The 24,808-nt window shown below is 73.9% G+C and carries 21 protein-coding genes; 4 read left to right on the top strand and 17 right to left on the bottom strand.

What is annotated here, in order from left to right:
- Positions 1 to 634: 634 nt before the first annotated feature.
- The gene (locus OG702_RS30345; RefSeq protein ID WP_327292130.1) at positions 635 to 1,810 is read right to left on the bottom strand and encodes an ROK family transcriptional regulator; all 1,176 of its coding nucleotides are present in this window, start codon (positions 1,808 to 1,810) and stop codon (positions 635 to 637) included.
- A 68-nt stretch (positions 1,811 to 1,878) separates the two neighbouring features.
- Here OG702_RS30345 and OG702_RS30340 point away from each other — a divergent pair, with 68 nt between their 5' ends.
- The gene (locus tag OG702_RS30340; protein WP_327292129.1) at positions 1,879 to 3,087 is read left to right on the top strand and encodes an MFS transporter; all 1,209 of its coding nucleotides are present in this window, start codon (positions 1,879 to 1,881) and stop codon (positions 3,085 to 3,087) included.
- A 285-nt stretch (positions 3,088 to 3,372) separates the two neighbouring features.
- Here OG702_RS30340 and OG702_RS30335 read toward each other — a convergent pair whose 3' ends face one another.
- A complete protein-coding gene (locus OG702_RS30335) occupies positions 3,373 to 4,215 on the bottom strand; it encodes a helix-turn-helix transcriptional regulator (protein ID WP_327292128.1) in 843 nt (280 codons plus the stop codon).
- A 146-nt stretch (positions 4,216 to 4,361) separates the two neighbouring features.
- Here OG702_RS30335 and OG702_RS30330 point away from each other — a divergent pair, with 146 nt between their 5' ends.
- Complete coding sequence (locus OG702_RS30330) at positions 4,362 to 5,069, top strand: DUF5995 family protein (RefSeq protein WP_327292127.1); 708 nt, start codon at positions 4,362 to 4,364, stop codon at positions 5,067 to 5,069.
- On the opposite strand, the gene OG702_RS30325 is transcribed toward OG702_RS30330, so the two are convergent.
- The 8 genes from OG702_RS30325 to rpe form a co-directional block, all read right to left on the bottom strand.
- Positions 5,030 to 6,733, bottom strand: a complete 1,704-nt coding sequence (locus OG702_RS30325) for a flavin monoamine oxidase family protein (RefSeq protein ID WP_327292126.1) — start codon at positions 6,731 to 6,733, stop codon at positions 5,030 to 5,032. The two genes, OG702_RS30330 and OG702_RS30325, sit on opposite strands and share 40 nt — an antisense overlap.
- Complete coding sequence (locus tag OG702_RS30320) at positions 6,730 to 7,494, bottom strand: carbon-nitrogen hydrolase family protein (RefSeq protein WP_327292125.1); 765 nt, start codon at positions 7,492 to 7,494, stop codon at positions 6,730 to 6,732. The genes OG702_RS30325 and OG702_RS30320 overlap by 4 nt, the downstream gene beginning before the upstream one ends.
- Positions 7,495 to 7,736: 242 nt before the next feature.
- Positions 7,737 to 8,726, bottom strand: a complete 990-nt coding sequence (locus tag OG702_RS30315; RefSeq protein ID WP_327292124.1) for a PRC and DUF2382 domain-containing protein — start codon at positions 8,724 to 8,726, stop codon at positions 7,737 to 7,739.
- Between the two features lie 130 nt (positions 8,727 to 8,856).
- Positions 8,857 to 9,312: an Lrp/AsnC family transcriptional regulator gene (locus OG702_RS30310; protein ID WP_327292123.1), complete on the bottom strand. Its 456-nt coding sequence runs from the start codon at positions 9,310 to 9,312 to the stop codon at positions 8,857 to 8,859.
- A 21-nt stretch (positions 9,313 to 9,333) separates the two neighbouring features.
- Positions 9,334 to 10,782, bottom strand: a complete 1,449-nt coding sequence (locus OG702_RS30305; protein ID WP_327292122.1) for a GuaB1 family IMP dehydrogenase-related protein — start codon at positions 10,780 to 10,782, stop codon at positions 9,334 to 9,336.
- An 86-nt stretch (positions 10,783 to 10,868) separates the two neighbouring features.
- Positions 10,869 to 11,168 carry a barstar family protein gene (locus tag OG702_RS30300; RefSeq protein WP_327292121.1) on the bottom strand — a complete coding sequence of 100 codons (300 nt, stop codon included), beginning with the start codon at positions 11,166 to 11,168 and terminating at the stop codon, positions 10,869 to 10,871.
- Between the two features lie 90 nt (positions 11,169 to 11,258).
- Entirely contained in the window at positions 11,259 to 12,245 is a 987-nt protein-coding gene (locus OG702_RS30295; protein WP_327293431.1) for a sugar-binding transcriptional regulator, read from the bottom strand.
- A gap of 117 nt (positions 12,246 to 12,362) precedes the next feature.
- Positions 12,363 to 13,028: a ribulose-phosphate 3-epimerase gene (rpe, locus tag OG702_RS30290; protein WP_327292120.1), complete on the bottom strand. Its 666-nt coding sequence runs from the start codon at positions 13,026 to 13,028 to the stop codon at positions 12,363 to 12,365.
- Positions 13,029 to 13,232: 204 nt separating this feature from the next.
- Between rpe and OG702_RS30285 the strand changes: the two genes are divergently transcribed.
- Positions 13,233 to 15,338 carry an MMPL family transporter gene (locus tag OG702_RS30285; protein WP_327292119.1) on the top strand — a complete coding sequence of 702 codons (2,106 nt, stop codon included), beginning with the start codon at positions 13,233 to 13,235 and terminating at the stop codon, positions 15,336 to 15,338.
- Positions 15,339 to 15,541: 203 nt separating this feature from the next.
- Here the strand turns inward: OG702_RS30285 and OG702_RS30280 are convergent, their stop codons facing one another.
- From OG702_RS30280 to def, 3 genes are all read right to left on the bottom strand, one after another.
- Positions 15,542 to 16,993 (bottom strand): RsmB/NOP family class I SAM-dependent RNA methyltransferase, encoded by a 1,452-nt coding sequence (locus OG702_RS30280; protein ID WP_327292118.1) that lies wholly within the window; start codon positions 16,991 to 16,993, stop codon positions 15,542 to 15,544.
- Between the two features lie 116 nt (positions 16,994 to 17,109).
- Positions 17,110 to 18,042: a methionyl-tRNA formyltransferase gene (gene fmt / locus OG702_RS30275; RefSeq protein WP_327292117.1), complete on the bottom strand. Its 933-nt coding sequence runs from the start codon at positions 18,040 to 18,042 to the stop codon at positions 17,110 to 17,112.
- 31 nt (positions 18,043 to 18,073) lie between these two features.
- The gene (def, locus tag OG702_RS30270) at positions 18,074 to 18,619 is read right to left on the bottom strand and encodes a peptide deformylase (protein ID WP_327292116.1); all 546 of its coding nucleotides are present in this window, start codon (positions 18,617 to 18,619) and stop codon (positions 18,074 to 18,076) included.
- 162 nt (positions 18,620 to 18,781) lie between these two features.
- Between def and OG702_RS30265 the strand changes: the two genes are divergently transcribed.
- The gene (locus OG702_RS30265) at positions 18,782 to 19,234 is read left to right on the top strand and encodes a hypothetical protein (protein ID WP_327292115.1); all 453 of its coding nucleotides are present in this window, start codon (positions 18,782 to 18,784) and stop codon (positions 19,232 to 19,234) included.
- A 62-nt stretch (positions 19,235 to 19,296) separates the two neighbouring features.
- Here the strand turns inward: OG702_RS30265 and OG702_RS30260 are convergent, their stop codons facing one another.
- From OG702_RS30260 to rpoZ, 4 genes are all read right to left on the bottom strand, one after another.
- Positions 19,297 to 21,360 (bottom strand): primosomal protein N', encoded by a 2,064-nt coding sequence (locus OG702_RS30260; protein WP_327292114.1) that lies wholly within the window; start codon positions 21,358 to 21,360, stop codon positions 19,297 to 19,299.
- Positions 21,361 to 21,658: 298 nt separating this feature from the next.
- Complete coding sequence (metK, locus tag OG702_RS30255; RefSeq protein WP_327292113.1) at positions 21,659 to 22,873, bottom strand: methionine adenosyltransferase; 1,215 nt, start codon at positions 22,871 to 22,873, stop codon at positions 21,659 to 21,661.
- A gap of 210 nt (positions 22,874 to 23,083) precedes the next feature.
- Entirely contained in the window at positions 23,084 to 24,352 is a 1,269-nt protein-coding gene (gene coaBC / locus OG702_RS30250; protein ID WP_327292112.1) for a bifunctional phosphopantothenoylcysteine decarboxylase/phosphopantothenate--cysteine ligase CoaBC, read from the bottom strand.
- Between the two features lie 140 nt (positions 24,353 to 24,492).
- The gene (rpoZ, locus tag OG702_RS30245) at positions 24,493 to 24,765 is read right to left on the bottom strand and encodes a DNA-directed RNA polymerase subunit omega (protein WP_033174507.1); all 273 of its coding nucleotides are present in this window, start codon (positions 24,763 to 24,765) and stop codon (positions 24,493 to 24,495) included.
- Positions 24,766 to 24,808: the final 43 nt, after the last annotated feature.

The following is a 24,808-nucleotide window of genomic DNA, read 5'->3' as shown; positions in this document are numbered from 1 at the left end:
CAGGGGTTTTTTGCCCGCCCGCCCACCCGTGCGGGTGTTTTGTCGGGTGCGGGTGCCGCTGGTAGGTGGGTCGGTGCCGCCCCGGGGGTATCTCCTCGGCCTGCGCACCATGGCTCTTACGGGATGTTCCAGCGGGAGTTGTGCGCATGCCTGCGGGGACACCCCCGGACCGTCTCCTCCCCGCCGCCGGCGGCCCCCTGCCGACACTGGCTGAGGAGGAGGCGTCGGGACCTGCGCACCCCCTCCCGCACCCGCCCCCGGGGAAGGTGGATGACTCCCCGGGCACCCTTGCCGCGGGCGTCACGCCTGCCCGCACGAACGCCTGCGGCGCCCCCGCACGCACGGCCGTAACAGCCGCCGATGGCGGGCCACCCCCCACAAGAAGACCCGCAGACGACGTCGTATCCGCACGGGTCTGGGGGCTCCCCCACGCGGAGCCGTGGGGGAGGGTGGGAAACACCCCGCGCCGCCAGGCGCGGGAAACCCCCCACGGACGCGCACCCGCCGGCGGTGGCGGCCTGCACCCCGCACGGGCGTGCCCCCGCCCACGGGTGGCGGCCCGCCGGCGGTGGCGGGCCCCCGGGCCGCGGGCGCGGGCGCACCCCGCGACCGGGGCGGCCCCCTGGGGCGGGGGTCAGGCCGCAGGGGTGAAGAGGGTCTCCTGGGCGGAATCCATCGCCGTGATCACGGCACCGCGGAGGATGGGGCCGGCGGGGACCGCCGTGGGGCGGACCTCGGTGCGGAGGGGGGAGAGGCGGGAGAGGCGGGCCGAGACGCGCTCGGCCAGGTCGGGCCCACCGGCGGAGCCGACCTCGCCGGCCAGTACGACCTGCCCGGGGTCGAGCACGGCGCAGACCGCCGCCGCCCCGACGGCGATCCTGGCGGCGAGCTCGTCGAGGAAGGCCGGGGTGCCGGAGCGCACGGCAGCGGCGGCGGCCGCCGCGTCGGAGCCGGGGGCGGAAAGGCCGTGGGCGCGAGCCAGCTCGCAGACCCCGCGGCTGCCGACGAGCCCGTGGAAGCCGTCGTCGCAGTTCGTGGAGGTCGGCAGCCGCCCGCTCGCGGAGATCGGCAGGAAGCCGACCTCGCCGGCGCCGCCGGAGTTGCCGCGCCGCAGGCGCCCTTCGAGGACGAGGGCGGCTCCGACGCCGCCGCCGATCCAGAGCAGCACGAAGGTGTCCCCGGCGGCGCCGCCGCGTTCGCGCTGCTCGGCGATGGCGGCGAGGTTGACCTCGTTCTCCAGCAGGACGGGCACGCCGAGCCGGTTGCGTACCTCGTCGACGAGGTCGCCGTGCCACCCGGGGAGTTCGCCGTGGGTGCTGAGCCGGCCGGTGACCGGGTTGATCAGGCCGGGCGCGCCGAAGGCGACGGTGTGCAGGGGTTTGCCGGCGGCCGCGCCGAGGAGGAGGCCGACGCCGGCCTCGATGGTGCGGGCCGGGTCGGCGTCGGCGGGGACGGCCAGGTCGGCCCTGGCCTGGGTGCGGCCGAGGAGGTCGGCGATCTCGACGCCGATGCTGTCGATGCGGACGTCGAGACCGGCGACGTGCGTGCGGTGGGCGACGATGCCGTAGACGCGGGCGTTGGGGCCGCGCCGGGCGGCGCCGGACTCGCCGACGACCTCGATCAGGCCGGAGTCCTGGAGGCGCTCGACCAGGTCGGCGACGCTGGGCCGGGACATGCCGGTGAGTTCCTTCAGCTGCGCGGCGGTGAGCGGCCCTTCCTGCTGGAGCAGGCGCAGGGCGAGCCGGTCGTTGATCGCCCTGGCCGTACGCGGTGAGGCGTTGAGGCCGGGCTGCGCGCGGGTCACGGTCATGCCGGCGATCCTTCCAGACGGCCCCGGTGTCTTAACTTTCAGGCAGGCTTCCTGATAGTTTACCGCCCATGAGTCCTCCAGCGGCCCGGTGGGCCCCCGCGAAGGTACGCACCGCCCATATGGCGATCGCCACCATCTTCGCCGTGCATGGCGCGGTGCAGGGCACGTTCGCCACCCGGATTCCCTGGATCAAGGACCATCTCGGGCTCAGCGCCGGCGCGTTGGGCATCGCGCTGGTGTGTCCCGCGGTGGGGTCGATGCTGACGATGCCGCTGGCCGGGCGGCTGATGCACAAGCTCGGGTCGCGGACCGCGCTGCGGCTGCTGCTCGGGATGTGGTGCGCCGCGCTCGCCCTGCCGGCGCTGGCGCCCGGGCTGCCGTGGCTGTGCCTGTCGCTGCTGGTCTTCGGCGGCTCCGCCGGGATGGCGGACGTGGTGATGAACGCCCTCGGGGTGGCCGTCGAGGAGCACAAGGGCAAGTCGATCATGTCCGGGCTGCACGGGATGTGGAGCGTCGGCACCCTGACCGGCGCCGCGATCGGCGTGCCGGCCGCGCATGCGGGGCTTGACGGCCGGATCCATCTGGGTGCGGTGGCCGGCGCGCTGGTGGTGATCGGCTTCCTGGTGTGTGCCAAGGTGCCCGATCTGCACCCGGCGGCGGACGAGGCCGCGCCGCCGAGGTTCGCGCTGCCGCCGCGTGCGGCACTGGTGATCGGGGCGATCGGCTTCTGCGGGGTCTTCGCCGAGGGCGGCAGCGCCGACTGGTGCGCGGTCTACCTGCGCGACATCGCCAACGCCTCGCCCGCGGTGGCGGCGCTGGCGTACACCGCCTTCTCCTGCACGATGGCGACGGCCCGGCTGCTGGGTGACTTCGCGGTGCGCCGGCTCGGCGCGGTGACGGCGATCCGGGCCGGCGGGGTGGTCGCGACCGGCGGCGGGCTGCTGGTGGTGCTCTCGCACGCGCCGGTCCCGGCGATCGCCGGCTTCGCGCTGATCGGCGTGGGCATATCGGTGGTCGTCCCGCTGTGCTTCGCCGCCGCGGGGCGGAGCGGGCCGAATCCGAGCCAGGCCATCGCGGGTGTCGCGACCGTCACGTACACCTCGGGGCTCATCGCGCCCGCGGCGATCGGCGGGATCGCCGGCGCCAGCTCGCTGACGGTGTCCTTCACGCTGGTCACGGTGCTGACGCTGGGTCTGGTGGTGGGTGCGGGCGTCGTCCGGCCGACCGCGGTGAAGGTGGCGGGCTCGCCCTCGCCGGCCCACGTCACCGCCGACTGAGCCCGCCGGGTGGCAGGCGGGCCCGACCGGAGTGGGAGCCGGGGCGGTCTCGTCCGCCGCCCGGCGTCGTCATGGGGTGCAGCCGCGGGAGTGGTCGCAACGCGGCAGGTCAGGGGAGTTCGGCGGACGCGCACGGGGGAATCGCGCCCGCCGAACCGAGAACCACGGTACCGGCGCGCCCCGCCAATCGGGGAGCCCGCAACGGGCATTTCATTCCGCGGGATTACGCCATGGCACAGGCGCGCCGCCATCTTCCCTGCCCTGTCCGGGAGTTGACGGCACGGCTCAGCCGGTCGTCAGGTCCTGCATACCGACCACCCGCAGGAGTTGCAGCCGCTCGTACGCGGCGGTGCCGGGCCGGGCGGTGTAGACGATCAGCCGCTGGCCGTGTCCCGAGCTGAGCAGCACCTCGCAGTCCAGCTCCATCTCCCCCACGATCGGGTGCCTGATCCGCTTGGTGTCGGAGCGCCGGACCGCGACCTCGTGCTCGGCCCACAGCCGGGCGAAGAGCTCGCTCGCCGCGCGCATCTCGGCCACCAGGCCGGCCGCCCGCGGGTCGTCGGGGCGGGCGGCGAGCACCGCCCGCAGGTGCGCGACGTGGCTGCGGGCCAGCGTCTCGTGGTCCTCGGGCGGGAAGATGTCCATGCCGGAGGGCTCGGTGAAGGCCCGGCGTACGACGTTGCGCATCCCCGGCGGGCGGGTGGACACGTCGCCGAGCAGGGCGGAGGCCATGGCGTTCTGCACCAGGATGTCGCCGATGTCGCTGACGACCTGGGCGGGCGTGTCGTGCAGCCGGTCCAGGATCAGCAGCAGGCCGGGGCGTACGTACCCGCTGGAGCCGGTCTCCCGGGGCGGTTCCTCGCCCGCAAGGTGGAAGAGGTGGTCGCGCTCGTCGGTGGTCAGCCGCAGGGCGCGGGCGAGCGCGCCGAGCATCTGCCGGGACGGGTGCGGGCCGCGCGCCTGTTCGAGGCGGGTGTAGTAGTCCACTGACATCCCGGCGAGCTGGGCCACCTCCTCGCGGCGCAGGCCCGGGGTGCGGCGCCGGGCGCCGCCGCCCAGCCCCACGTCGGCGGGGGCCAGCCGGTCGCGGCTGCGGCGCAGGAAGTCGGCAAGTTCTGGTCGGTCCACCCCTCCAGCATGCGTCGTCCGCGCCCGGCTATCCAGGGCGTGGCACTCCCCCGATCAGCGGGTCGGTGTCCGCGGGGGTCCACCGGCGGTGACCGGCTGCGGCGTGCCGCGGGAGCCGGCGGCGCCGGGTGCGCAGACTGGGACGCATGATGACGGATGTGGGCGGTGTGCTCGACCGGATGCGAGGGGTGGACGCGGGGCTGCCGCACGGCGACGGGGTCGCCGTCTTCAACCGGGTCTATGTCGCGGTGACCGAGGAGGTGCGGCGGCGGCTGGCCGCCGGGGACTTCGCGGACCGGGTGGCCGCCGCCGAGCTGGCCGTACGGTTCGCCGGGCGGTATCTCGCGGCGGTGGCTGACGACGCGGCGGGCCGCAGGGCGCCGGCGTGCTGGCGGCCGCTGCTGCGGCTGCGCGCCCACCCGGGCATCCGGCCGCTGCAGTTCGCGTTGGCAGGTATCAACGCCCATGTGGGCCACGACCTCGCGCTGGCGGTGCTGGACACCTGCCGGGCGACGGGCCGCGAACTGCCGGAGCTCGAAGCGGACTTCGACCGGGTCGGTGAGGCGCTGACGGTGATCGAGGTGGAGGTCAGGGAGCTGCTGATGCCGGGCCCTGACGTGCTGGAGGCGGCCGATCCGCTGACGCATCTGGTCGGGTCGTGGTCGCTGGCCAGGGCCAGGGACGCCGCCTGGGCGGCGGCCCGGCTGCTGTGGGCGCTGCGCCGCAGCGACGACGCCTTCGAGGAGTGCGTGAGCCGGCTGGACGCCGGCGTCGGGCTGGTCGGCCGGCTGCTGCTGACGCCGGTGGGCGGGCGTCAGTCCTCGGGCAGCAGGACGGGCGCGATCTCCTCGTAGCGGTCGCCGGGGCCCGGGTTGAGCGGGTCGGTGCCGCCGCCGAGGTGGTGCATGACGCCCCACACCGCGTTCAGCGCGGTCTGCACGGCGCCTTCGGCCCATCCGGCGGTCCAGGAGATGTCGTCGCCGGCCAGGAAGAGACCGCGCCGGTCGGCGGGCAGCGCGTCCTGCATGAAGTGGGTGAACAGCCGCCGCTGGTAGCGGTAGTGACCGGGCAGGTTGGCCTTGAAGGCGCCCATGAACCACGGCTCGTTCTCCCATGACACGGTCACCGGGTTGCCGATGATGTGCTTCCTGATGTCGACGCCCGGGTAGATCTCGCCGAGCGACTTGAGCATCACCTCCATCCGCTCGTGCGCGCTCAGCGGCAGCCACTTCAGGCTGTCGTCGCACCAGGTGTAGGACAGGCAGATCGCGGCGGGCCGGTCGGGGCCGTCGTCCAGCAGGTAGGTGCCGCGGGTCATCCGGTCGGTCAGCGTCATCGACAGGGTGTCGCGGCCGGTGCGCGGGTCCTGGTCGAGCCAGAACGGACGGTCGACGGGCACGAAGAGCTTGCTGGACTCCATGTAGTGGGTGCGCTCCATCGCCGTCCAGTGGTCGATCGGGAAGAGCGCGTCGTCGCAGGAGATCCTCGACAGCAGCAGCCAGGACTGGGCGGTGAAGACCGCCGCCTTGTACGAGCGCAGGTCGCCGGTGGCGTCGGTGACGGTGATCCGGTTGCCTGCGGTGCGGTGCAGGCCGGTGACGGCCGGGCGCGGCTCGCCGCCGTGCAGCGAGGCGAGCGAGGTACCGCTCGGCCAGTGCACGGCCTTGTCCGGGGCGCGTTCCCACAGCCGCTGCGGGAGCTGCTGGCTGCCGCCGACGATGCCGCGGTGGTCGTCGTCGGCGCCGGTGTAGACCACCCGCAGGATCTCCAGGATGGAGTTGGGGAAGTCGGTGTCCCAGCCGCCGGTGCCGAAGCCGACCTGGCCGAAGATCTCCCGGTGCCGGAAGGACCGGAAGGCCGGCGAGTCGCACAGGAAGCCGTAGAAGGTCTGGTTGTCCAGTTTCTCCACCAGCGCCGACCAGATCGCCCGGATCGCCGGCACGTCGCGCTCGCGCAGCGCGCGCTGCATGGCGGAGAAGTCGGCGCCGTCCTCCAGGCAGGCGTTCCAGGCGTGCATGACCTGGTGGTAGACCTCCGGCAGGTCAGCCACCGAGGTGGCGTAGTGCGACTCCCCCTTGAGGTCGACGACCGTGGAGGGGGTGCAGGGCGCCAGTGGGTTGGGGAAGGGCCTGGTGACCAGCCCGACCAGGTCCACGTAGTGCTGGAAGGCGGTGGAGGACGGTGGGAAGCGCATCGCGCCCAGCTCGGCGGTCAGCCCCGGGTCGCATCCGTCGAAGCCGACGGTACGCAGCCGGCCGCCGATCCGGTCGGCCTCGTAGACCACCGGGCGCAGGCCCATCGTCAGCAGCTCGTAGGCGGTGACGATGCCGGACAGGCCGCCGCCGATGACCGCGACCTCGGTGCCGTGCTCGGCGGGCGGCACCGAGCCGAGCCCGGCGGGGTGGGCGAGGAAGTCGTCGTAGGCGTAGGGGAAGTCCGGGCCGAACATGGTGATGGGCGGTTCGGTCTGCGCCGCGATGTGCTGCTCGTCGTGGACGGCGGTGGGCACGGACGTCATGGGCGGGGGCTCCTGGCGGGGCTGCGGTAGAGATCGGGGCGGCGGTCGGTCAGGTACGGCGTGGCCGCCCGCGCGTCGGCGTTGCGTGCCGGGTCGACCTCGGCGATCAGCAGCTCGGGCCCGGATCCGGCCCGGGCGCGTATCTCGCCGTCGGGTCCCGCCAGGCAGCTCAGCCCGGCGAAGTCGTGGTCGCCCTCCGGGCCGCAGCGGTTGGCGTAGGCGATGTGCAGGCCGTTCTCGTACGCCCTGGCGGGGACGAGCACCCGCGGCACGAACTCGTAAGGGCGCATCAGGGCGGTGGGCACCGCGAGCAGTTCGGTGCCGGCCAGCGCGTGCGCCCTGACGGCCTCCGGGAATTCGACGTCGTAGCAGATCAGCAGGCCGATCCTGACGCCGTCCAGGTCGGCCTGGACGACCAGCCGGTCGCCGGGGGTGAAGGCGGCGCGCTCCTGGTCGCCGTACAGGTGGGTCTTGCGGTACGCCGCCAGCGTCGCCCCGTCGGGGCCGGTCAGCCGGGCGGTGTTGAAGACGGCGGAGCCGTCCCGTTCGGGCCCGCCGTGGACGACGGCGACCCCGTGCCGGGCGGCGATCTCCCCGACCATGTCGTCCGCCGGCATCGCGCCCCGCAGCCCGCGTGCGTAGCCGGTCAGCGACAGCTCGGGCGTGACCAGCAGCCGGGCGCCGTGCCCGGCCGCCTCCGCCGCCGCCGCGTCCAGCGCGTCGGGTCCCGGGGCGATCCCCTGGGCGATCGCGATCCGCAAGGCGGCCTCTTTCTGCTGGTCAGGCGGGGTACGGGGGCACCTTCGACGCTAACGGCTGCCGCCCGCGCAGGGAAGGGCCGAACATTGCGCCTGCGGGCGCGATCCGTTGCGTCTCGGGCCGCCTGCGCGGTGATTCGTTGCGCGACGGCGGCTCCGGGCGTCGTGCGGTGCCCGCCGGGGCCGAACGCGGCGGCGCCCGGACGCCTCCGGGGAGGGGTCCGGGCGCCGTGCGGGGCCGGCGGTCAGCGTTCCGGGCGGCCGCCCCGGCTCGGGTCGTCGGTACCCGGCAGGGCATCGCTCGGCTCGTCCATGTCGGCCTCGATCCGCTCCTTGCGGACCCGCCCGTGCACCTTCTTCTGCTCGACGTGCTCCTCGACGCGCATCCGTACCCGCTCCTTGGCGACGACCTCGGTCTCCACCACGGGGCTCTCCTCGTGCAGCGTCACGAAGCGTTCCGCCTCGCTGATGTCGGCTCCCGAGCGCAGCGCCTCGCGGTCGGTGGCGCTGAGGGGTTCGCGTTCGAGCTTGACCTCCTCGTGCCTGACCGGCACGGTCTGCTCGACCTCCTCGACCTCGACGTACTTGTGCAGCCGGGCCTTCCCCGCGGCGTGCCGTTCGACCTTGACGTGCATCTCCTCCTCGGAGCGCGTCATGGCGTCGGCCTCGGCTTCGACGTCGCCCGCGCCCAGCCGCTCCGCGGAGCCGCTGCGGCCGGCCGCGTAGGCCGCGCCCGATCCGGCGCCGGCGGTGGTGGTCTTGTCCATGTCGGGGGTGCCGGTGTCCGCGTCCCGGGTGGTGTCGGTGTCCATGTCACCGCCGGGCTTCATGGCCGCCGCGGTGCCCGCGCCCGCAGCAGCCCCTGCGGTGCCTGCCGCCGCCGGGGCCGTCCCGGCGTCCATGTCCTTCTCGCCGGTCCGCTCGATGCCGTAGTAGCGGTAGAGGTGCTGTTCCTCCTCGACCGACAGGTGGCCGCCGGAGTCGACGTCCACGTTGGGAGCGCCCTTGATCTTCTCCTTCGGGTACGGCACCTCCAGATGGTCCTGGACCAGCCGCGCGGAACGGGTCGGCACGAAGGTCTCGTTGCTGCCGAAGAACCCGGTCTTGACCGTCACCCACTCGGGGTTTCCGGACTTGTCGTCCAGGTACATGTGTTTGGCATCGCCGACCTTCTTGCCTTCGGCGTCATGGACCGGATGGCCCACCACCTGGGGTATCTGTTCGCGCGTGATCATGTCGCCTCCTCGGGGCTGCCGTGACCTGGGAACGGTCAATGAACGGATTACCCGGGAGATTCCGGCAAAACCCAGAAATACGGACAAAATCCATAAACAGTGGCATGACTTGGTAAAGCCGCAGGTCGGATCAGCCGGGACTGCCCGCGCCATAGCGGCGGAGCAGCGGCGAGAGCACCAGCACCGACTTCGTACGGGTCACGAACGGCTCACCGGCGATACGTTCCAGTACCTGCTCGAAGTGCCGCACGTCGGCGGCGAAGACCTGCACCACCGCGTCCGCCTCGCCGGTCACGGTCGAGGCGGACGCCACCTCGGGGTAGCGGGACAGGCCCCGCCTGATGTCCGCGGGCGAGGTGTTGTGGCGGCAGTACAGCTCCACCAGCGCCTCGGTCTGCCAGCCGAGCGCGGCCGGGTCGACCCGTACGGTGAAACCGGTGATGGCGCCCGCCGCCAGCAGCCGGTCGACCCGGCGTTTGACGGCGGGCGCCGACAGGCCCACCTCGGCGCCGATGTCGGCGTAGGAGCGGCGGGCGTCGACGGCCAGGGCGTGGACGATGCGTTCGTCGAGTTCGTTCAGCGGCACGAGCCCCGACGCTACCTCCGGCTACTGCCAGCTGGCGTGCAAGGGCTTGCCCTCGGCGTATCCCGCGGCGCTCTGGATGCCGACGACGGCGTTGCGCGCGAACTCCGCGAGCGACCCGGCACCGGCGTAGGTGCACGAGCTGCGCACCCCGGCGATGATCGAGTCGATCAGGTCCTCCACACCGGGCCGCGCCGGGTCGAGGAACATCCGCGAGGTGGAGATGCCCTCCTCGAACAGCGCCTTGCGCGCCCGGTCGTAGGCCGACTCCTCGCTGGTGCGGTTGCGGACCGCGCGGGCCGAGGCCATCCCGAAGGACTCCTTGTACAGCCGCCCGTCCGCGGCCTGCTGCAGGTCACCGGGCGACTCGTAGGTGCCGGCGAACCACGAGCCGATCATCACGTTGGACGCGCCGGCCGCCAGCGCCATCGCCACGTCCCGCGGGTGCCGCACCCCGCCGTCCGCCCACACGTGCTTGCCGTACTTGCGGGCCTCCGCGGCGCACTCCATGACCGCGGAGAACTGCGGGCGGCCCACCCCGGTCATCATCCGGGTGGTGCACATCGCGCCGGGGCCCACCCCGACCTTCACGATGTCGGCGCCCGCCTCGATCAGGTCGCGCACCCCCTCGGCCGCGACCACGTTGCCCGCGACCAGCGGCACGCCGGGGTCCAGCGCCCGGACCGCGCGCACCGCGGCGATCATCGACTCCTGGTGGCCGTGCGCGGTGTCCACCACCAGGGTGTCCACGCCGGCCTTGAGCAGCTGGGCGGCCTTGCCCGCCACGTCGCCGTTGATGCCCACCGCGGCGGCGATCCGCAGCCGGCCGTCGGCGTCGACCGCCGGCTGGTAGAGGGTGGCGCGCAACGCGGCCGTACGGGTGAGGATGCCGACCAGCCGGCCGTCCGCGTCGACCGCGGGGGCGAGCTTGCGGTGCCCGTCGACCAGCCGGTTGAAGGCCTCCCGCGGGTCGATGCCCGCGTCCAGCACCAGCAGGTCGGTGGACATCACCTCGGACAGCTGGGTGAAGCGGTCCACGCCGGTCAGGTCGGACTCGGTGACCACGCCGACCGGGCGGCCGTCCTCGACCACCACGCCGGCCCCGTGCGCCCGCTTGGGCAGCAGCGACAGCGCGTCGGCGACGGTCTGGCCGGGCGCCAGGGTGATCGGGGTGTCCAGCACGAGATGGCGCTGCTTGACATAGCCGACCACGTCGGCGACGACGTCGATCGGGATGTCCTGCGGGATGACGACCAGGCCGCCGCGGCGGGCCACCGTCTCGGCCATCCGTCGGCCGGCGATGGCGGTCATGTTCGCCACCACCAGCGGAATGGTGGTGCCCGTCCCGTCGGGGGACCTGAGGTCCACCCCCTGGCGGGAGCCCACCGCGCTGCGGCTCGGCACCATGAAAACGTCGTCGTACGTCAGGTCGTACGGAGGCTGCAGATCGTTGAGGAAACGCACGTACTTCATATTTGCATGTGCGAGGCGGCGCTGCCTACGGATGAACATCCGGCTCTTGCCGGCGCCGGCTGTCCGTTCCTCCAGCCGCCCCCCGGTCAGTCCTCCAGGACGACCGAGAGCTCGGTGTCGGTGTCCCGCCAGAACAGCTCGGCGTCCCGCAGGATGTCCTTCACGATCCGCCACTCGCGCGGCAGCGCCTCCGCGTAACCGTGCCAGTCGCGGACGTGCAGGTGCCGGCGACCGCCGGGTTCCACCGGCCACCAGGACAGATCGGTGAGGCAGTCGGCGAGGGAGTCCCAGTTGCGGCCGAACCAGTCGGGCAGGGCCAGGTCGGCGGTGCACCGATCCATGAACGCCTGCCGGTCGCCGACGCCGGCCAGGTCGAGCACGAGCATGCGCCGATGCTGCCACAGCAGGTCACCGGCGGCGCGGCAGCGCGCCCGGGTGCGGCGGGGCGCTCTTCGCGCCGGTGCGGCGGGGGGCTCTCAGGACCCGTCGGGGTCGGCGCGGTCCAGCGCCGGGCGGCGGGCGGCCGCGGTGGAGCGCAGCAGCTGGTCGGCGGCCGCGGTGTCGGTGACCAGGCTGGTGACCAGGCCGGAGCGCAGCACCGCGTCGATCGCGGCGGCCTTGCGCGTACCGCCCGCGATGGCCAGCACCTCGGGGATGCGCCGCAGCCGGTCCGCGTCGATGGTGATGCAGCGTTCGCCCAGGTCACGGCCGACCCGGCGGCCCTGGGAGTCGAAGAGGTGGGAGGACATCTCGGCGGCCACCCCGAGCCCGGCGTAGTGCTCCCGCTCGGCGTCGGTGAGCGCGTCGTGCACGGTGGAGATGCCGGCCTCCCACGAGCCGACCGAGACCACCGCGACGGTCACCTTGTCGTAGTAGCCCATCGCCGCCGCGATGCCGCTCTGGGCCCGCAGCGCGGCCGCGGTCGCCGGGTCGGCGAGCACCATCGGGGCGTACAGCGGGTGCGCCTCGCCGCCGGAGACCGCCGCCGCGGTGCGTACCGCCTCGACCGAGCCGCGCTCGGCGGTGCCCACGTCGTAGACCCCGGTGAGCTGGACGACAGTGCAGGGGGCGAGCCGGTCCAGCGCGTTGGCCATGGTGATGATGGAGCGCCCCCAGGCCAGTCCCAGGACGTCGCCGTCACTGACCAGCTCGCCGAGCAGGCCGGCGGCCACCGCGCCCAGATTCTCCGGGTCGGGCGCGTCCGCCTGGTCGGCCGGGGTCTGCACGACGACCGCGTGCCGCAGCCCGTAGTGCGCGCGCAGCGCGTCGGAGCGCTCGGCGTCCAGCTCGGCGGGGACCCGGATCTCGATCCGCACCAGGTCGCGTTCGAGGGCGGTCTCCAGCACCCGGGCCACCTTGAAGCGGCTGACGCCGAACTCCTCGGCGATCTGGATCTTGGACTTGCCCTCCAGGTAGAAGCGACGCGCCATCGCCGCCGCCTGGACCATCTCTCCGGGGCCCATGCGCACGTGCGTGCGACCTGTGCTCACGTCGGTTCTCCCCAGTTGCCCAGCTGATCGGCTCCCTGCCCATCCTCGCAGACGCCGGGGGTTACGGGCGCGTAGCCCAAAGGTCCGCGGTCAGTGCCGGTGGACCCCGGCGGCCTGCTCGCGCAACGCCCGTACCGCCGCCGCCGGGTCGTCGGCGCCGTAGACCGCGGTGCCGGCCACGAAGTTGTCGGCGCCCGCCTCGGCGCAGCGCTCGATGGTCTCGGCGGACACCCCGCCGTCCACCTGCAGCCACAGGTCGAGACCGTGCCGTTCGATCAGCGCCCGGGTGCGGCGGATCTTGGGCAGCATGATGTCCAGGAACTGCTGGCCGCCGAAGCCCGGCTCGATGGTCATGATCAGCAGCATGTCCAGCTCCGGCAGCAGGTCCTCGTACGGCTCGATCGCCGTGGCGGGCCTGAGTGCCATCGCGGCGCGGGCGCCCTTGGCGCGGATCTCCCGGGCGATACGGACCGGGGCGGCGGCCGCCTCGGCGTGGAAGGTCACCGAGGAGGCGCCCGCCTCGACGTAGGCCGGCGCCCAGCGGTCCGGGTTCTCGATCATCAGATGGCAGTCGAGTGGCGTACCCGTCGCCTTGCGCAGCGACTCCACGACCGGCAGACCCAGCGTCAGGTTCGGCACGAAGTGGTTGTCCATCACGTCGACATGGAGCCAGTCAGCGCCCTCGACGGCCTTCGCCTCCTCGGCGAGCCGGGCGAAGTCCGCGGAAAGGATGCTGGGGCTGATCTGCACGCTCATACGCCCAGCAAACCAGATCCCGGACCCCCGGGAAAACCCGGTCCACCGCCCCGCCGAACGCGCTGCGTGACCGGCTCCTGGCGCATCCGCGAACTCCCGGACGGGAAGCGCACGCCGGTGCGATGCTGTGGCCCTGCCGCCCTCCGCCGCACACGCACCGGGGGGCACGGGGGCACCACCGAGCGGATCTGGGGGATCACGCGGATGGCGGGCGGAGCGGGACGGATGGCACACCTGGTGTGCGGGCGGCGCGGCAAATGGGTCGTCCTGGCGCTGTGGCTGATCGTGCTGGTGGCGCTCGCGCCGCTAGCGCAGAAGCTGACGGACGCGGAGAAGAACGACGCGGCCAGCTGGCTGCCGGGCAAGGCGGAGTCGACCAAGGTCCTCGCCCTCCAGAAGGACTTCGTCCCCGAGACCTCCCCCGCGGTGATCGTCTACACCCGGCCCGGCGGCCTCACCCCGGCCGATGTCGCCGCCATCGGCCGGAACACCGCCACGATGCGCGCGATGACCGCCCACGGCATCACCGGCACCCGAACCGTCGGCCCGCTGCTCGACCGCAAGGCGGCGCCGCGCGCCGCCCAGGTCATCGTGCCGATCACCGTCGAGAAGAGCGGCTGGACCTCGCTCCAGGACGCGGTCGACGACCTGCGGGCCACCGCGACGAAGGACTCCGGCGGGCTCCAGGCGCACATCACCGGGCCCGGCGGTTACGCCGCCGACTCCAGCAAGGCCTTCGCCGGCATCGACGGCACCCTGCTCTATGCGGCACTCGGCGTGGTCGTGGTGATCCTGCTGATCACCTACCGCAGCCTCAGCCTGCTGCTGATGCCGGTGCTCTCGGTGGTCGCGGCCCTCTTCACCGCCGAGGCGCTCATCTACCTGCTGGCCAGGCACGCAGGCCTGGTGGTCAACGGGCAGAGCGCGGGCATCCTCACCGTGCTGGTCTTCGGCGCCGGTACGGACTACGCGCTGCTGCTGGTGGCCCGCTACCGGGAGGAACTGCGCCGCCACGACGACCGGCACGAGGCGATGGCGCTCGCCCTGCACCGGGCAGGCCCCGCGGTCATCGCCAGCGCGGCGACCGTCGCGCTGAGCATGCTGTGCCTGCTGGCCGCGGACATGAACTCCACCTCGGGCCTCGGGCCGGTCGCCGCGGTCGGCGTCGCGGTCGCCCTGCTCGCGATGATCACGCTCTTCCCCGCGCTGCTGGTGATCGTCGGGCGCTGGGTCTTCTGGCCGGCCGTCCCGCACGTCGGCACCCCCGAGCCGACCAGGACCGGGGTGTGGGCGCGGATCGGCGGCCGGATCAGCGTCCGGCCGCGCATGGTCTGGGTGACCACGGTGGTGGTGCTCGGCGGGCTCGCCCTCGGCCTCTTCGCCCTCAAGGCAGACGGCCTGTCCGGTGCGGACACCTTCACCAACACCCCCGACTCGGTCGTCGGGCAGCGCGTCCAGGACCGCTACTTCCCGGCCGGCGGCGGCCAGCCGATGGTCGTCGTCGCCAGCGCGGGCACCGCCGCCCAGGTGGGCGCCGCGCTCCGGGCGCTCCCGGGCGTCGTCCCCGCCTCCGTCGGCACCCCGCAGGGCATCACCACCCAGAAGAACGGCCGGGTCTACCTGGAGGCCACCCTCGCCGACCGCCCCGACAGCAAGGCCGCGGCCGCCACCGTGGGCCGGGCGCGCGCCGCCCTGCACAAGATCCCCGGCGCCGACGCCGAGGTCGGCGGCGGCACCGCCGTCCAGAAGGACACCGCGCACGCGTCCACCCGGGACGACAAGCTGCTCATCCCGCTGATCCTGCTGGTCGTGCTGGTGATCCTGGGGCTGCTGCTGCGCGCCCTGGTCGCACCGCTGGTACTGATCGCGACGGTGGTGCTGTCCTTCGCCGCGGCGCTCGGCGTCAGCTCCCTCGTCTTCCGGCACGTCCTCGGATACGCCGGCGAGGACACCGCCTTCCCGCTGTTCGTGTTCGTCTTCCTGGTCGCCCTCGGCATCGACTACAACATCTTCCTGATGACCCGTATCCGGGAGGAGAGCGCTGCGCTGGGCACGCGGGAGGGGGTGCGCACCGGGCTCGCCGCCACCGGCGGCGTCATCACCTCGGCCGGTCTGGTGCTGGCCGGGACGTTCGCCGTGCTCGGCACACTGCCGGTGGTGGGCTTCGCGGAGATCGGCTTCGCCGTGGCTTTCGGGGTGCTGCTCGACACGTTTGTCGTGCGGTCGGTGCTGGTCTCTGCGATTGCGCTCGACCTGGGTGACCGCATCTGGCTCCCCTCACACCTGACGCGCACCTCCCCGCACCCCTGAGGGGGGTGCCACCTGCGGTGGCGGCGCCTCCTTCCGGCGTCCCGGGCTGAGCGCGCAGTTCCCCGCGCCCCTGGGGGCTTGGCCTGTGGGCAGAGGGTGAGCGTTTGTCAGGGGCGCGGGGAACTGCGCGACTAGCCACGACGGCGCGGCAGGCGGACGCTCACCGCAGGTGGCACTCACCCCCGGGAGCGCGGGCCGCAGGCTCAGGCGGTGCGGCGGAGGAGGGAGAGATACATCGCGTCCGTGCCGTGGAGGTGGGGCCAGAGCTGGACGTCGGGGCCGGGGCCCAGGGAGGGGACGCCCGGGAAGAAGGGGCGGGCGTCGAGCCAGTCGGCGGCACCGTCGCCGGAGGCGGAGGCCGCACCGAGGACGTCCCGGACGACCGCGGCGGTCTCGGCCGGATGCGGCGAGCAGGTGGCGTAGGCCACGACCCCGCCCACCCGCACCGCGCGCAACGCCTCCGCAAGCAGCCCGCGCTGCAGGGGCGCGAAGTTCTTCACGTCCTGCTCGCGCCGCCGCCACCGCGCCTCGGGCCTGCGGCGCAGCGCGCCCAGACCGGTGCAGGGCACGTCGACCAGCACCCGGTCGAAGGACCCCGGCGCCCACGCGGGACGCGTACCGTCGGCCACCACGACCTGGTAGGGGCCGGGATTGCCGGCCAGCGCGCGGGACACCAGCCTCGCCCGGTGCGGCTGCTTCTCCGCGGCGACCAGCGTGGCACCGCGCCCGGCCGCGAGTCCGGCCAGCAGGGCGGCCTTGCCGCCGGGCCCGGCGCATCCGTCGAGCCAGCGCTCGTCGCGGCCGGCGAGCGGCACCGCGGCCAGCGCGGCGGCCACCAGCTGGCTGCCCTCGTCCTGGACGCCCGCCCGGCCCTCGCGTACCGCGTCCACCGCGGCGGGGTCGCCGCCTTCGGCGAGGCGTACGGCGTAGGGCGACCAGCGGCCCGGCTCGGTCGAGCCGTCGGGCAGCGACGCGGCGAGCTCGGCGGCCGTGGCCCTGCCGGGCCGGGCCACCAGCGTGACCTCGGGCCGCTCGTTGTCGGCGGTCAGCAGGTCCTCGATGCCGGCCCGGCCGCCGCCGAGCGCGTCCCACAGCGCGGAGACGACCCACCGGGGGTGCGAGTGCACGACGGCGAGGTGCTGCTCTGCGTCCTCGTCGTAGGGCGGCGCCACCTGGTCGAGCCAGCCGGCCAGGTCCTGCGCGGCGACCCGCCGCAGCACGGCGTTGACGAAGCGCGCCCGGCCCTCCCCCAGCACCACCCGTGCCAGGTCGACGGTCGCGGAGACCGCCGCGTGGGCCGGGATCCGGGTCGCGAGCAGCTGGTGCGCCCCCAGGGCCAGGACGTCGAGCACCGGAGGGTCGACCTCGCGCAGCGGCCGGTCCACGCAGGCGGCGAGCACCGCGTCGTACGTCCCCTGGTGCCGCAGCGTGCCGTAGACCAGTTCCGTCGCGAGCGCCGCGTCCCGCCGGTCGAACTCCCGGCCCTTGGCCACCGCTTCCCGCTCGGCGGCACGCAGCAGCCCCGGCAGCACGAGGTTGGCGTAGGCGTCCCGCTCGTCGACGGCCCGCAGCGCCTCGAACGCGAGCACCCGTACCGGGTCCCGCTGCGGGCGCCGGTACGGTGTGCCCTGTGGGCGGCGCTGCTGGTCTTTCACGTTCAATGTGCTCCGCATCCTCGTCCTCGACCCCGGCCAGCCTACGTCCTGGGCGCCGGGCCTTGTCCGGCACAGGGCCGCTGGCCCCGGCGTCCGGCCCCGGCGCCCGGCACCGCCTAGCGGCCGAGGACCGTGCCCGCGGGCAGGTGGGTGCCGCGGGCCCAGTCGGCGGCGGGCATCCGCTTCTTGCCCTGGGGCTGGACCTCGCCGAGCAGCACCGCGTGGCTCCCGGTGCCGACGTGCACGGCGTTCTTGCCGGCCGACAGCTCACCAGGTGCCAGGTCCGTACGCTCGGGCGCCGGGGAGACGGGGCCGAGCTTGAGGCGCTCACCGTTGATGAGGGTCCAGGCGCCGGGCGCCGGAGTGCAGCCCCTGACCAGGCGGTCGACCCGCAGCGCGGGCGCCGCCCAGTCGACGGCCGCGTCCTCGACGGTGATCTTGGGCGCCACCGTGATGCCCTCGTCGGGCTGCGGCCTCGCGGACAGCCGCCCGTCCTCGATGCCGTCCATGGTGGCCACCAGCAGTCCCGCCCCGCTCACCGCGAGCCGTCCCAGCAGGTCGCCGCTGGTGTCGGTGCCGCGGATCTCCTCCGTGACGACCCCGTAGACCGGGCCGGAGTCGAGCCCCTGCTCGATCAGGAAGGTCGACGCCCCGGTGACCTCGTCGCCGGCCATCACCGAGTGCTGCACCGGGGCGGCGCCCCGCCAGGCAGGCAGCAGCGAGAAGTGCAGGTTGACCCAGCCGCGGGCGGGCACGTCGAGCGCGACCTTGGGCAGCAGCGCACCGTAGGCGACGACCGGGCAGCAGTCGGGGGCGATCTCCCGCAGCCGGGCGAGGAAGTCCTCGTCCCGGGGCCTGGCCGGCTTGAGCACCTCGATCCCGGCGGCCGCCGCCCGCTCGGCGACGGGGCTGGCGACGAGCTTGCGCCCGCGGCCCGCCGTCGCGTCCGGCCGGGTCACGACGGCGGCGACCTCGTGCCGCCCGGAGGCGATCAGGGCGTCGAGCGCGGGTACGGCGACCTCGGGGGTGCCGGCGAAGACGAGCTTCATCGTGCGGGGTGTGCCTCTCGGATCGACGGTGTCACAGAGCAAGGCCCGGCGTGCCGTGCGGGGAGATCCTGACCTGCGGCGCGGACTCCCCCGCCCACTCGGCCTGCTGGATCGCCAGCATCGCCGCCGCCCGCTGCTCGGGATCGAGCCGGTCGACGAAGATGATGCCGTCCAGGTGGTCGGTCTCGTGCTGGATGCAGCGGGCCAGCCGCTGCGTGCCCTCCACGGTGACCGGCTCGCCCCACATGTCGACGCCCCGGGCGACCACGCCGAACGCCCGCCGGCAGTCGTACCTCAGCCCGGGCAGCGACAGGCAGCCCTCGGGGCCGTCCTGCTCCTCCTCGGTCAAGGTCAGCTCCGGGTTGATCAGATGGCCCAGCTCGCCGTCCACGAAGTAGGTGAACACCCGCAGCGACACGCCCAGTTGCGGAGCGGCCAGGCCCGCGCCCGGGGCGGCCTGCATCGTCTCGGTCAGGTCCTTGACCAGGGTCCGCAGTTCCGCGTCGAAGGTCGTGACCGGCTGCGCGGTCATGCGCAGCACCGGGTCACCGAACAGGCGGATGGGCTTGACGGTCACGGGGGGCTTCTCCTGCCGGACGGGGACGGCTGCCGATTCTAGTTGGGCCCGCACCAGGGGGTGTACACCGGCCGCACGCCCCCGGGGCGTGACTCCGAGGGCCGGTGGCGCGTTGGTCAAGAGAGTTTGACCCATGTAACCGTCGGTTGGAGAGGCCTGTTGATGCCCGACCACGCAACCCCTGACGCCCAGGCGCGGGCAAGTCTGCACCTGCTGGTGCGGGACATCGAAAGGGTCCGCCGGCAGGTGGATGCGCTGCGGACCCTCACCGCTCAACTGGGGAATGTGTACCGGCCGCGGCGCAGCGGCCCCACGGCCGGCTTCGTGGTCTACGGCCGCGCGCCCGCCCCCACCGTGCGGCTCGCGCAGGAACTCCGCGACAGCGTCGAGACGCTGGTCACCGCGGCGGTCGAGTTCGACCGCTCGCTCGGCTTCTCCTGGGACGCGGTCGGCTCCGCACTCGGGGTGACCAAACAGGCGGTGCACCGCCGCTACGGGGGGCGTCGGTCGGCCGCGCCCCCGTCCTCAGCGGCGGAGGAGCAGCCGCTGCCCACGGTGCCGGCGGCCCGCTCCATGCCGACCGACCCCGTACTGCCCAGCCCGCGCAACGGCTGAGCCGCCGGACTCCCTGCTGCCCCGCCGCCCCGTCGCCCCGTCGCCCGGAACGGGGGGGCGGGCTACCCGATGTCCGTCGGGTCGAGGCGGACGGCGACCGGGTCGCCGCCGCCCCGGGTGGCACGGGCCACCTGCCCGGACTTGAGCGCCGCGGCCAGCGCGGCGCCGTTCCCCGGGGGGACGCGCAGCAGCAGGCGTTCGCCGCCGGACGGCGTCGGCACCGGCCCGAGCTGGTCGGTGCCTGGCGGCAGCCGCACCAGTGCGAGGAGCTCGGCCACGGCGGCGGCCGGTCCGCTGACCGACGCCATCCGCGACACCGGCGGGAAGCGCAGCTCGGCGCGTTCGGCCAGTTCGCGCACCGCGTGCCCGGCCGGATCCCACCGTACGAGCGCCTGCACGGGCCGCAGCGTCGGCTCGGCGAGCACCAGCACCGTGCCGCCCTCCTCCGCCGAGCGCACCAGCGCGGCCGCCGCGGCCCAGCGGCGCAGCGCCTCCTCCCCGGCGCGCAGGTCGGGCCGGCTGAGCAGCGCCCAGCCGTCGAGCAGCAGGGCGGCCGCGTAGCCGGGGGCGTCGGCCACCGGCTCGGCGCCCGGCGTGGCGATGACCAGGGCGGGCGCGGCGCCGACCGAGGCGAGCACGGTGTCGCGCCCCGAGGTCCGCACCGGCACCTTGGGGAAGGCCTGGCCCAGCTCCTCCGCGGTCCGCCTGGCCCCCACCACCTGGGCCCGCAGCCGGAACCCGCCGCACTCCTGGCAGTGCCAGTCGGCCGCGGGCCGCCCGCACCACCCGCAGGACGGCGTACCACCCTTGTCACGCAGCTCCAGCGGACCGGCGCAGGCCGCGCACCTGGCGGCCGCGCGGCAGGAGTCGCAGGCGAGCCTGGGGACGTAGCCGCGCCTGGGCACCTGGACGAGGACCGGGCCGCGGGCGAGGGCGTCACGGGTGACCTGCCAGGCCAGCGAGGGCAGCCGGGCCGCGCGGGCGGCGGCGTCCCTGGCCTGGTCGGCGTCGCCGACGGTACGGATCAGCGGCGCCGCGGCCCGTACCTGCTCGCGGGCGGCGGCCAGCGGCAGCGCCCAGCCGCTGTCGACGAGCTGCGCGCCTTCGACGGTGCCGGTGAGGCCGCCGAGCAGGAAGGCGGTGCGCTCCTCCGCGGCCCGCAGCAGCAGGACGTCCCTGGCGTGCGGCTGCGGGGCGTGCGGTTCCGCGTGGCTGGAGTCGCCGTCGTCCCAGAGCGCGACCAGGCCCAGGTCGGCGACGGGCGCGAACATCGCCGCCCGGGTGCCGACGACCGCGCGGACCGCGCCCCGGCTGACCGCCAGCCAGCGGCGATACCGCTCCTCCGGGCCGGCGTCGGCGGTGAGCATCACGTGCCGGCCGTCACCGAGCAGGTCGGTGAGTGCGGCGTCGGCGCGGGCCACGGAGCGCCCGTCGGGCAGCACGGCCAGCGCGCCGCGCCCCGAGGCGAGCGTGGCCGCCATGGCGCGGGCCAGCTCGGCGGGCCAGTGCGGACCCGGCAGCGCCAGCCAGACCGCCCGGGGGATGTCGCCGCGGGCGAGGGCCTGCAGATACGCGGGCCCGGTGGCGTAACGGGCCCAGCTGTCGGGCTCCGGCACCGGCGGCGCCGGCAGCGGATCGGGCGAGGGGTCCCGCTCGGCGCGGGCCATCCGCGGCGGTACGGCGAGCTGGACGACGTCGGCGAGGGCGCCCGCGTAACGGTCGGCGACCTGCCGGCACAGCGCCAGCAGCGACGGGGTCAGCACGACCTCGGCGGACAGCACCTGGGCCAGCGGTGCGAGCGGGCCGGTGTAGTCGCTGTCGGCCCGGCGCTCGACGACGAAGCCGTCATGGAGGGTGCCGCCCTCCCGGCGCCCCTTCACCACCCGGGCGCCGAACCGCACCCTCACCCGGACCCCGGGCTGGGCGTCCGCGTCCATCGCGGCGGGTACGGCGTAGTCGAAGAACTGGTCCAGGTGCAGCAGCCCCTTGTCGACCAGCACCCGCGCCACCGGGAGCCCCTCGGCCAACTGCGCTCCGCGCCAGGTGCGGGGTTTGGCCTTGGCTTCGCGCGCCGTGGCGCGGATCAGAGCCAGCTGCTCGGGCGCAGGGCCTTCTTCGGCGGTCACCGTCCGATTCTTACAGACCGCACCGACACGACGTTTTTTGTCCTGGGGCGCCTAAGGGGGTTGCCACTTGCGGTGGCGTCGCGCCTTTCCCGCCACGGGGGCTGAGCGCGCAGTTCCCCGCGCCCGCGAAAAACGCGCACCCTCTGCGCAGAGGGCAAGCCACCAGGGGGCGCGGGGAACTGCGCGACAAGCCACGACGGTGCTGCAGGCGAAACGCCACCGCAAGTGGCACCCACGCAGGGGCTCGGAGGGAGCAGCGGGGCGCCCCCGCGCCGGGTGGGGCGGGGGCGCCGGGGGCCTAGAGGCCCGCGGCCAGGCGGAGGGCGTCGACGCGGTCGGTGCGCTCCCACGTGAAGTCGGGGACCTCACGGCCGAAGTGCCCGTACGCCGCCGTCTGCGCGTAGATCGGCCGCAGCAGGTCGAGATCGCGGATGATCGCGGCCGGCCGCAGGTCGAAGACCTGGCCGATGGCCTGCTCGATCTTCTCGACGTCGACACTCTCCGTGCCGAACGTCTCCACGAAGAGCCCGACCGGCTCCGCCTTGCCGATGGCGTAGGCGACCTGGACCTCGCAGCGGGCGGCGAGGCCGGCCGCCACCACGTTCTTGGCCACCCAGCGCATCGCGTACGCGGCGGAGCGGTCGACCTTGGACGGGTCCTTGCCGGAGAAGGCACCGCCGCCGTGGCGGGCCATGCCGCCGTACGTGTCGATGATGATCTTCCGGCCGGTGAGGCCCGCGTCACCCATCGGGCCGCCGATCTCGAAGCGTCCGGTCGGGTTGACCAGCAGCTTGTAGCCCTCGGTGTCGAGCTTGATGCCGTCGTCGAGCAGCGCCTTGAGCTCGACCTCCACCACGAACTCGCGGATGTCGGGGGCGAGCAGCGACTCCAGGTCGATGTCGGAGGCGTGCTGCGAGGAGACCACGACGGTGTCGAGGCGGACGGCCTTGTCGCCGTCGTACTCGATGGTGACCTGGGTCTTCCCGTCGGGGCGCAGATACGGGATGGTGCCGTTCTTGCGGACCTCGGTGAGGCGCCGGGAGAGCCGGTGGGCCAGGGTGATCGGCAGCGGCATCAGTTCGGGCGTCTCGTCGGAGGCGTAGCCGAACATCAGGCCCTGGTCGCCGGCGCCCTGCTTGTCCAGGTCGTCGCCGTCGGCGGCGCCCTCGACCCGCTTCTCGTACGCGGTGTCGACGCCCTGCGCGATGTCGGGGGACTGCGCGCCGATGGACACCGAGACGCCGCAGGAGGCGCCGTCGAAGCCCTTCTTCGACGAGTCGTAGCCGATGTCGAGGATCTTGTTGCGTACCAGGGTGGCGATGTCCGCGTAGGCGGTCGTCGTCACCTCGCCCGCGATATGCACCTGGCCGGTCGTGATCATCGTCTCCACGGCGACCCGGGATGTCGGGTCGGCCGTCAGGAGTGCGTCGAGGATCGTGTCGCTGATCTGGTCAGCGATCTTGTCGGGGTGGCCCTCGGTGACGGACTCCGAGGTGAAGAGGCGGCGGGACACATCGCTCCCTGGGGTTGCAGCGGCTGCTGGCTGAATCTTTGGCGGAGCACACAGGGCTGCGCCCGGCGCTCCGGCGCCAGTTTATCGGTCGCACCGCCCGGGCGGGCACGGCATCTCGTTCCTTGGATATGCCAACCTGCGCACCGCCGCGTCCGGCAGTACGACGATAGATCCCGAAGAGCGGATACATCAGGTGATTTGCCCGTTTCGCTACGGCCGATCGGAGGAATTCCGCCCGGACCCCGCCGGCAGCCGGGCCGCGACCAGGTCCCACACCGTGTCGGCGAGCGCTTCCTTCGGGCCGAACGGGACCGGGGTCTCGCTGCCGTCGGCGCCCAGCACCACCGCCTCGTTGTCCTCGCTGCCGAACGCCCGGTCCTCCCCCACCTCGTTGACCACCAGCAGGTCACAGCCCTTGCGGGCGAGCTTCCCGCGGCCGTTGGCCAGCGCGTCGTCGGTCTCGGCGGCGAAGCCGACGACCACCTGTCCGGTACGCGGCCGGTCCCCGGACAGCTCGGCGAGGATGTCGGGGTTGCGGGTCAGCGCGATGGGCGCGGGCTCCTCGCCGTCCTTCTTCTTGATCTTGGCGGTGGCGTAGACGGTGGGCCGGAAGTCGGCGACCGCCGCCGCCATCACGACCGCGTCCGCGTCGCCCGCGGCCTTGAACACCGCCTCGCGCAGCTGGGCCGCGGTGCCGACGGCCACCACGTCGGCGCCGGCCGGGTCGGGCAGCGCGGTGTTGGCGGCGACCAGGGTCACCCGGGCGCCGCGGGCGACCGCGGTACGGGCCAGCGCGTAGCCCTGCTTGCCCGAGGAGCGGTTGCCGAGGTAGCGAACCGGGTCGAGGGGTTCCCTGGTGCCGCCCGCGCTGACCACCACGTGGCGGCCGGCCAGATCCCGCGGCAGGGCGCCGCGGGCCATCACCCGGCGGCAGACCTGGTGGATCTCGGCGGGGTCGGGCAGCCGGCCCTTGCCGGTGTCGACACCGGTGAGCCGGCCGACCGCGGGCTCGATCACGACGGCGCCGCGGCGGCGCAGGGTGGCGACGTTCTCCTGGGTGGCCGGGTGCTCCCACATCTCGGTGTGCATCGCGGGGGCGAAGACGACCGAGCAGCGGGCGGTGAGCAGGGTGTTGGTGAGCAGGTCGTCCGCCAGGCCGTGGGCGGCCCTGGCCAGCAGGTCGGCCGTGGCGGGGGCGACCACCACCAGGTCGGCGTGCTGGCCGATCCTGACGTGCGGCACCTCGTGGACGCCGTCCCAGACCCGGGTGGAGACGGGGTTGCCGGACAGCGCGGACCAGGTGGCCTCGCCGACGAAGTGCAGGGCGGAGTCGGTCGGCACCACCGTGACGTCGTGCCCGGACTCGGTGAAGCGGCGCAGCAACTCGCAGGCCTTGTAGGCGGCGATTCCGCCGCCCACCCCGAGCACCACCCGTGGCCTGCCGCCCGCCGTGTGCCCGCCGTCAGCCTCGCGCGTCATCGTCTCTCCCGCCGGTGTCGAAGGAACCGCTCCTCCCATGACACACCACGGGCCCGGCGGTCGCGCCGCCGGGCCCGTGGGTGATGCCGTAAGGACGTGCTGTACCGAAGCCGTACGGAATGTCCTGTGAGCGCGAGCGCTCAGTGTGCGGGGGCCTCCACAGCCTCCGAGGTCAGCAGACCCGCGTTGATCTCGCGCAGCGCGATCGAGAGCGGCTTCTCGTGGACGTGGGTGTCCACCAGGGGGCCGACGTATTCCAGCAGGCCCTCGCCCAGCTGGGAGTAGTACGCGTTGATCTGGCGGGCACGCTTGGCCGCGTAGATCACCAGGCTGTACTTGGAGTCGGTGGCTTCGAGCAGCTCGTCGATCGGCGGGTTGATGATGCCCTCGGGCGTGGTGATGGAAGAGGACACGCTCTACCTACCCCTACTGATTGGATGATGCCGGCCGGTGAAA

This window comes from Streptomyces sp. NBC_01198, assembly GCF_036010485.1.
In the GTDB taxonomy this organism is placed as follows: Bacteria; Actinomycetota; Actinomycetes; order Streptomycetales; family Streptomycetaceae; genus Actinacidiphila.
Note: the sequence above shows the minus strand (reverse complement) of the source record. Positions and strands in the feature narration are given on the sequence as shown.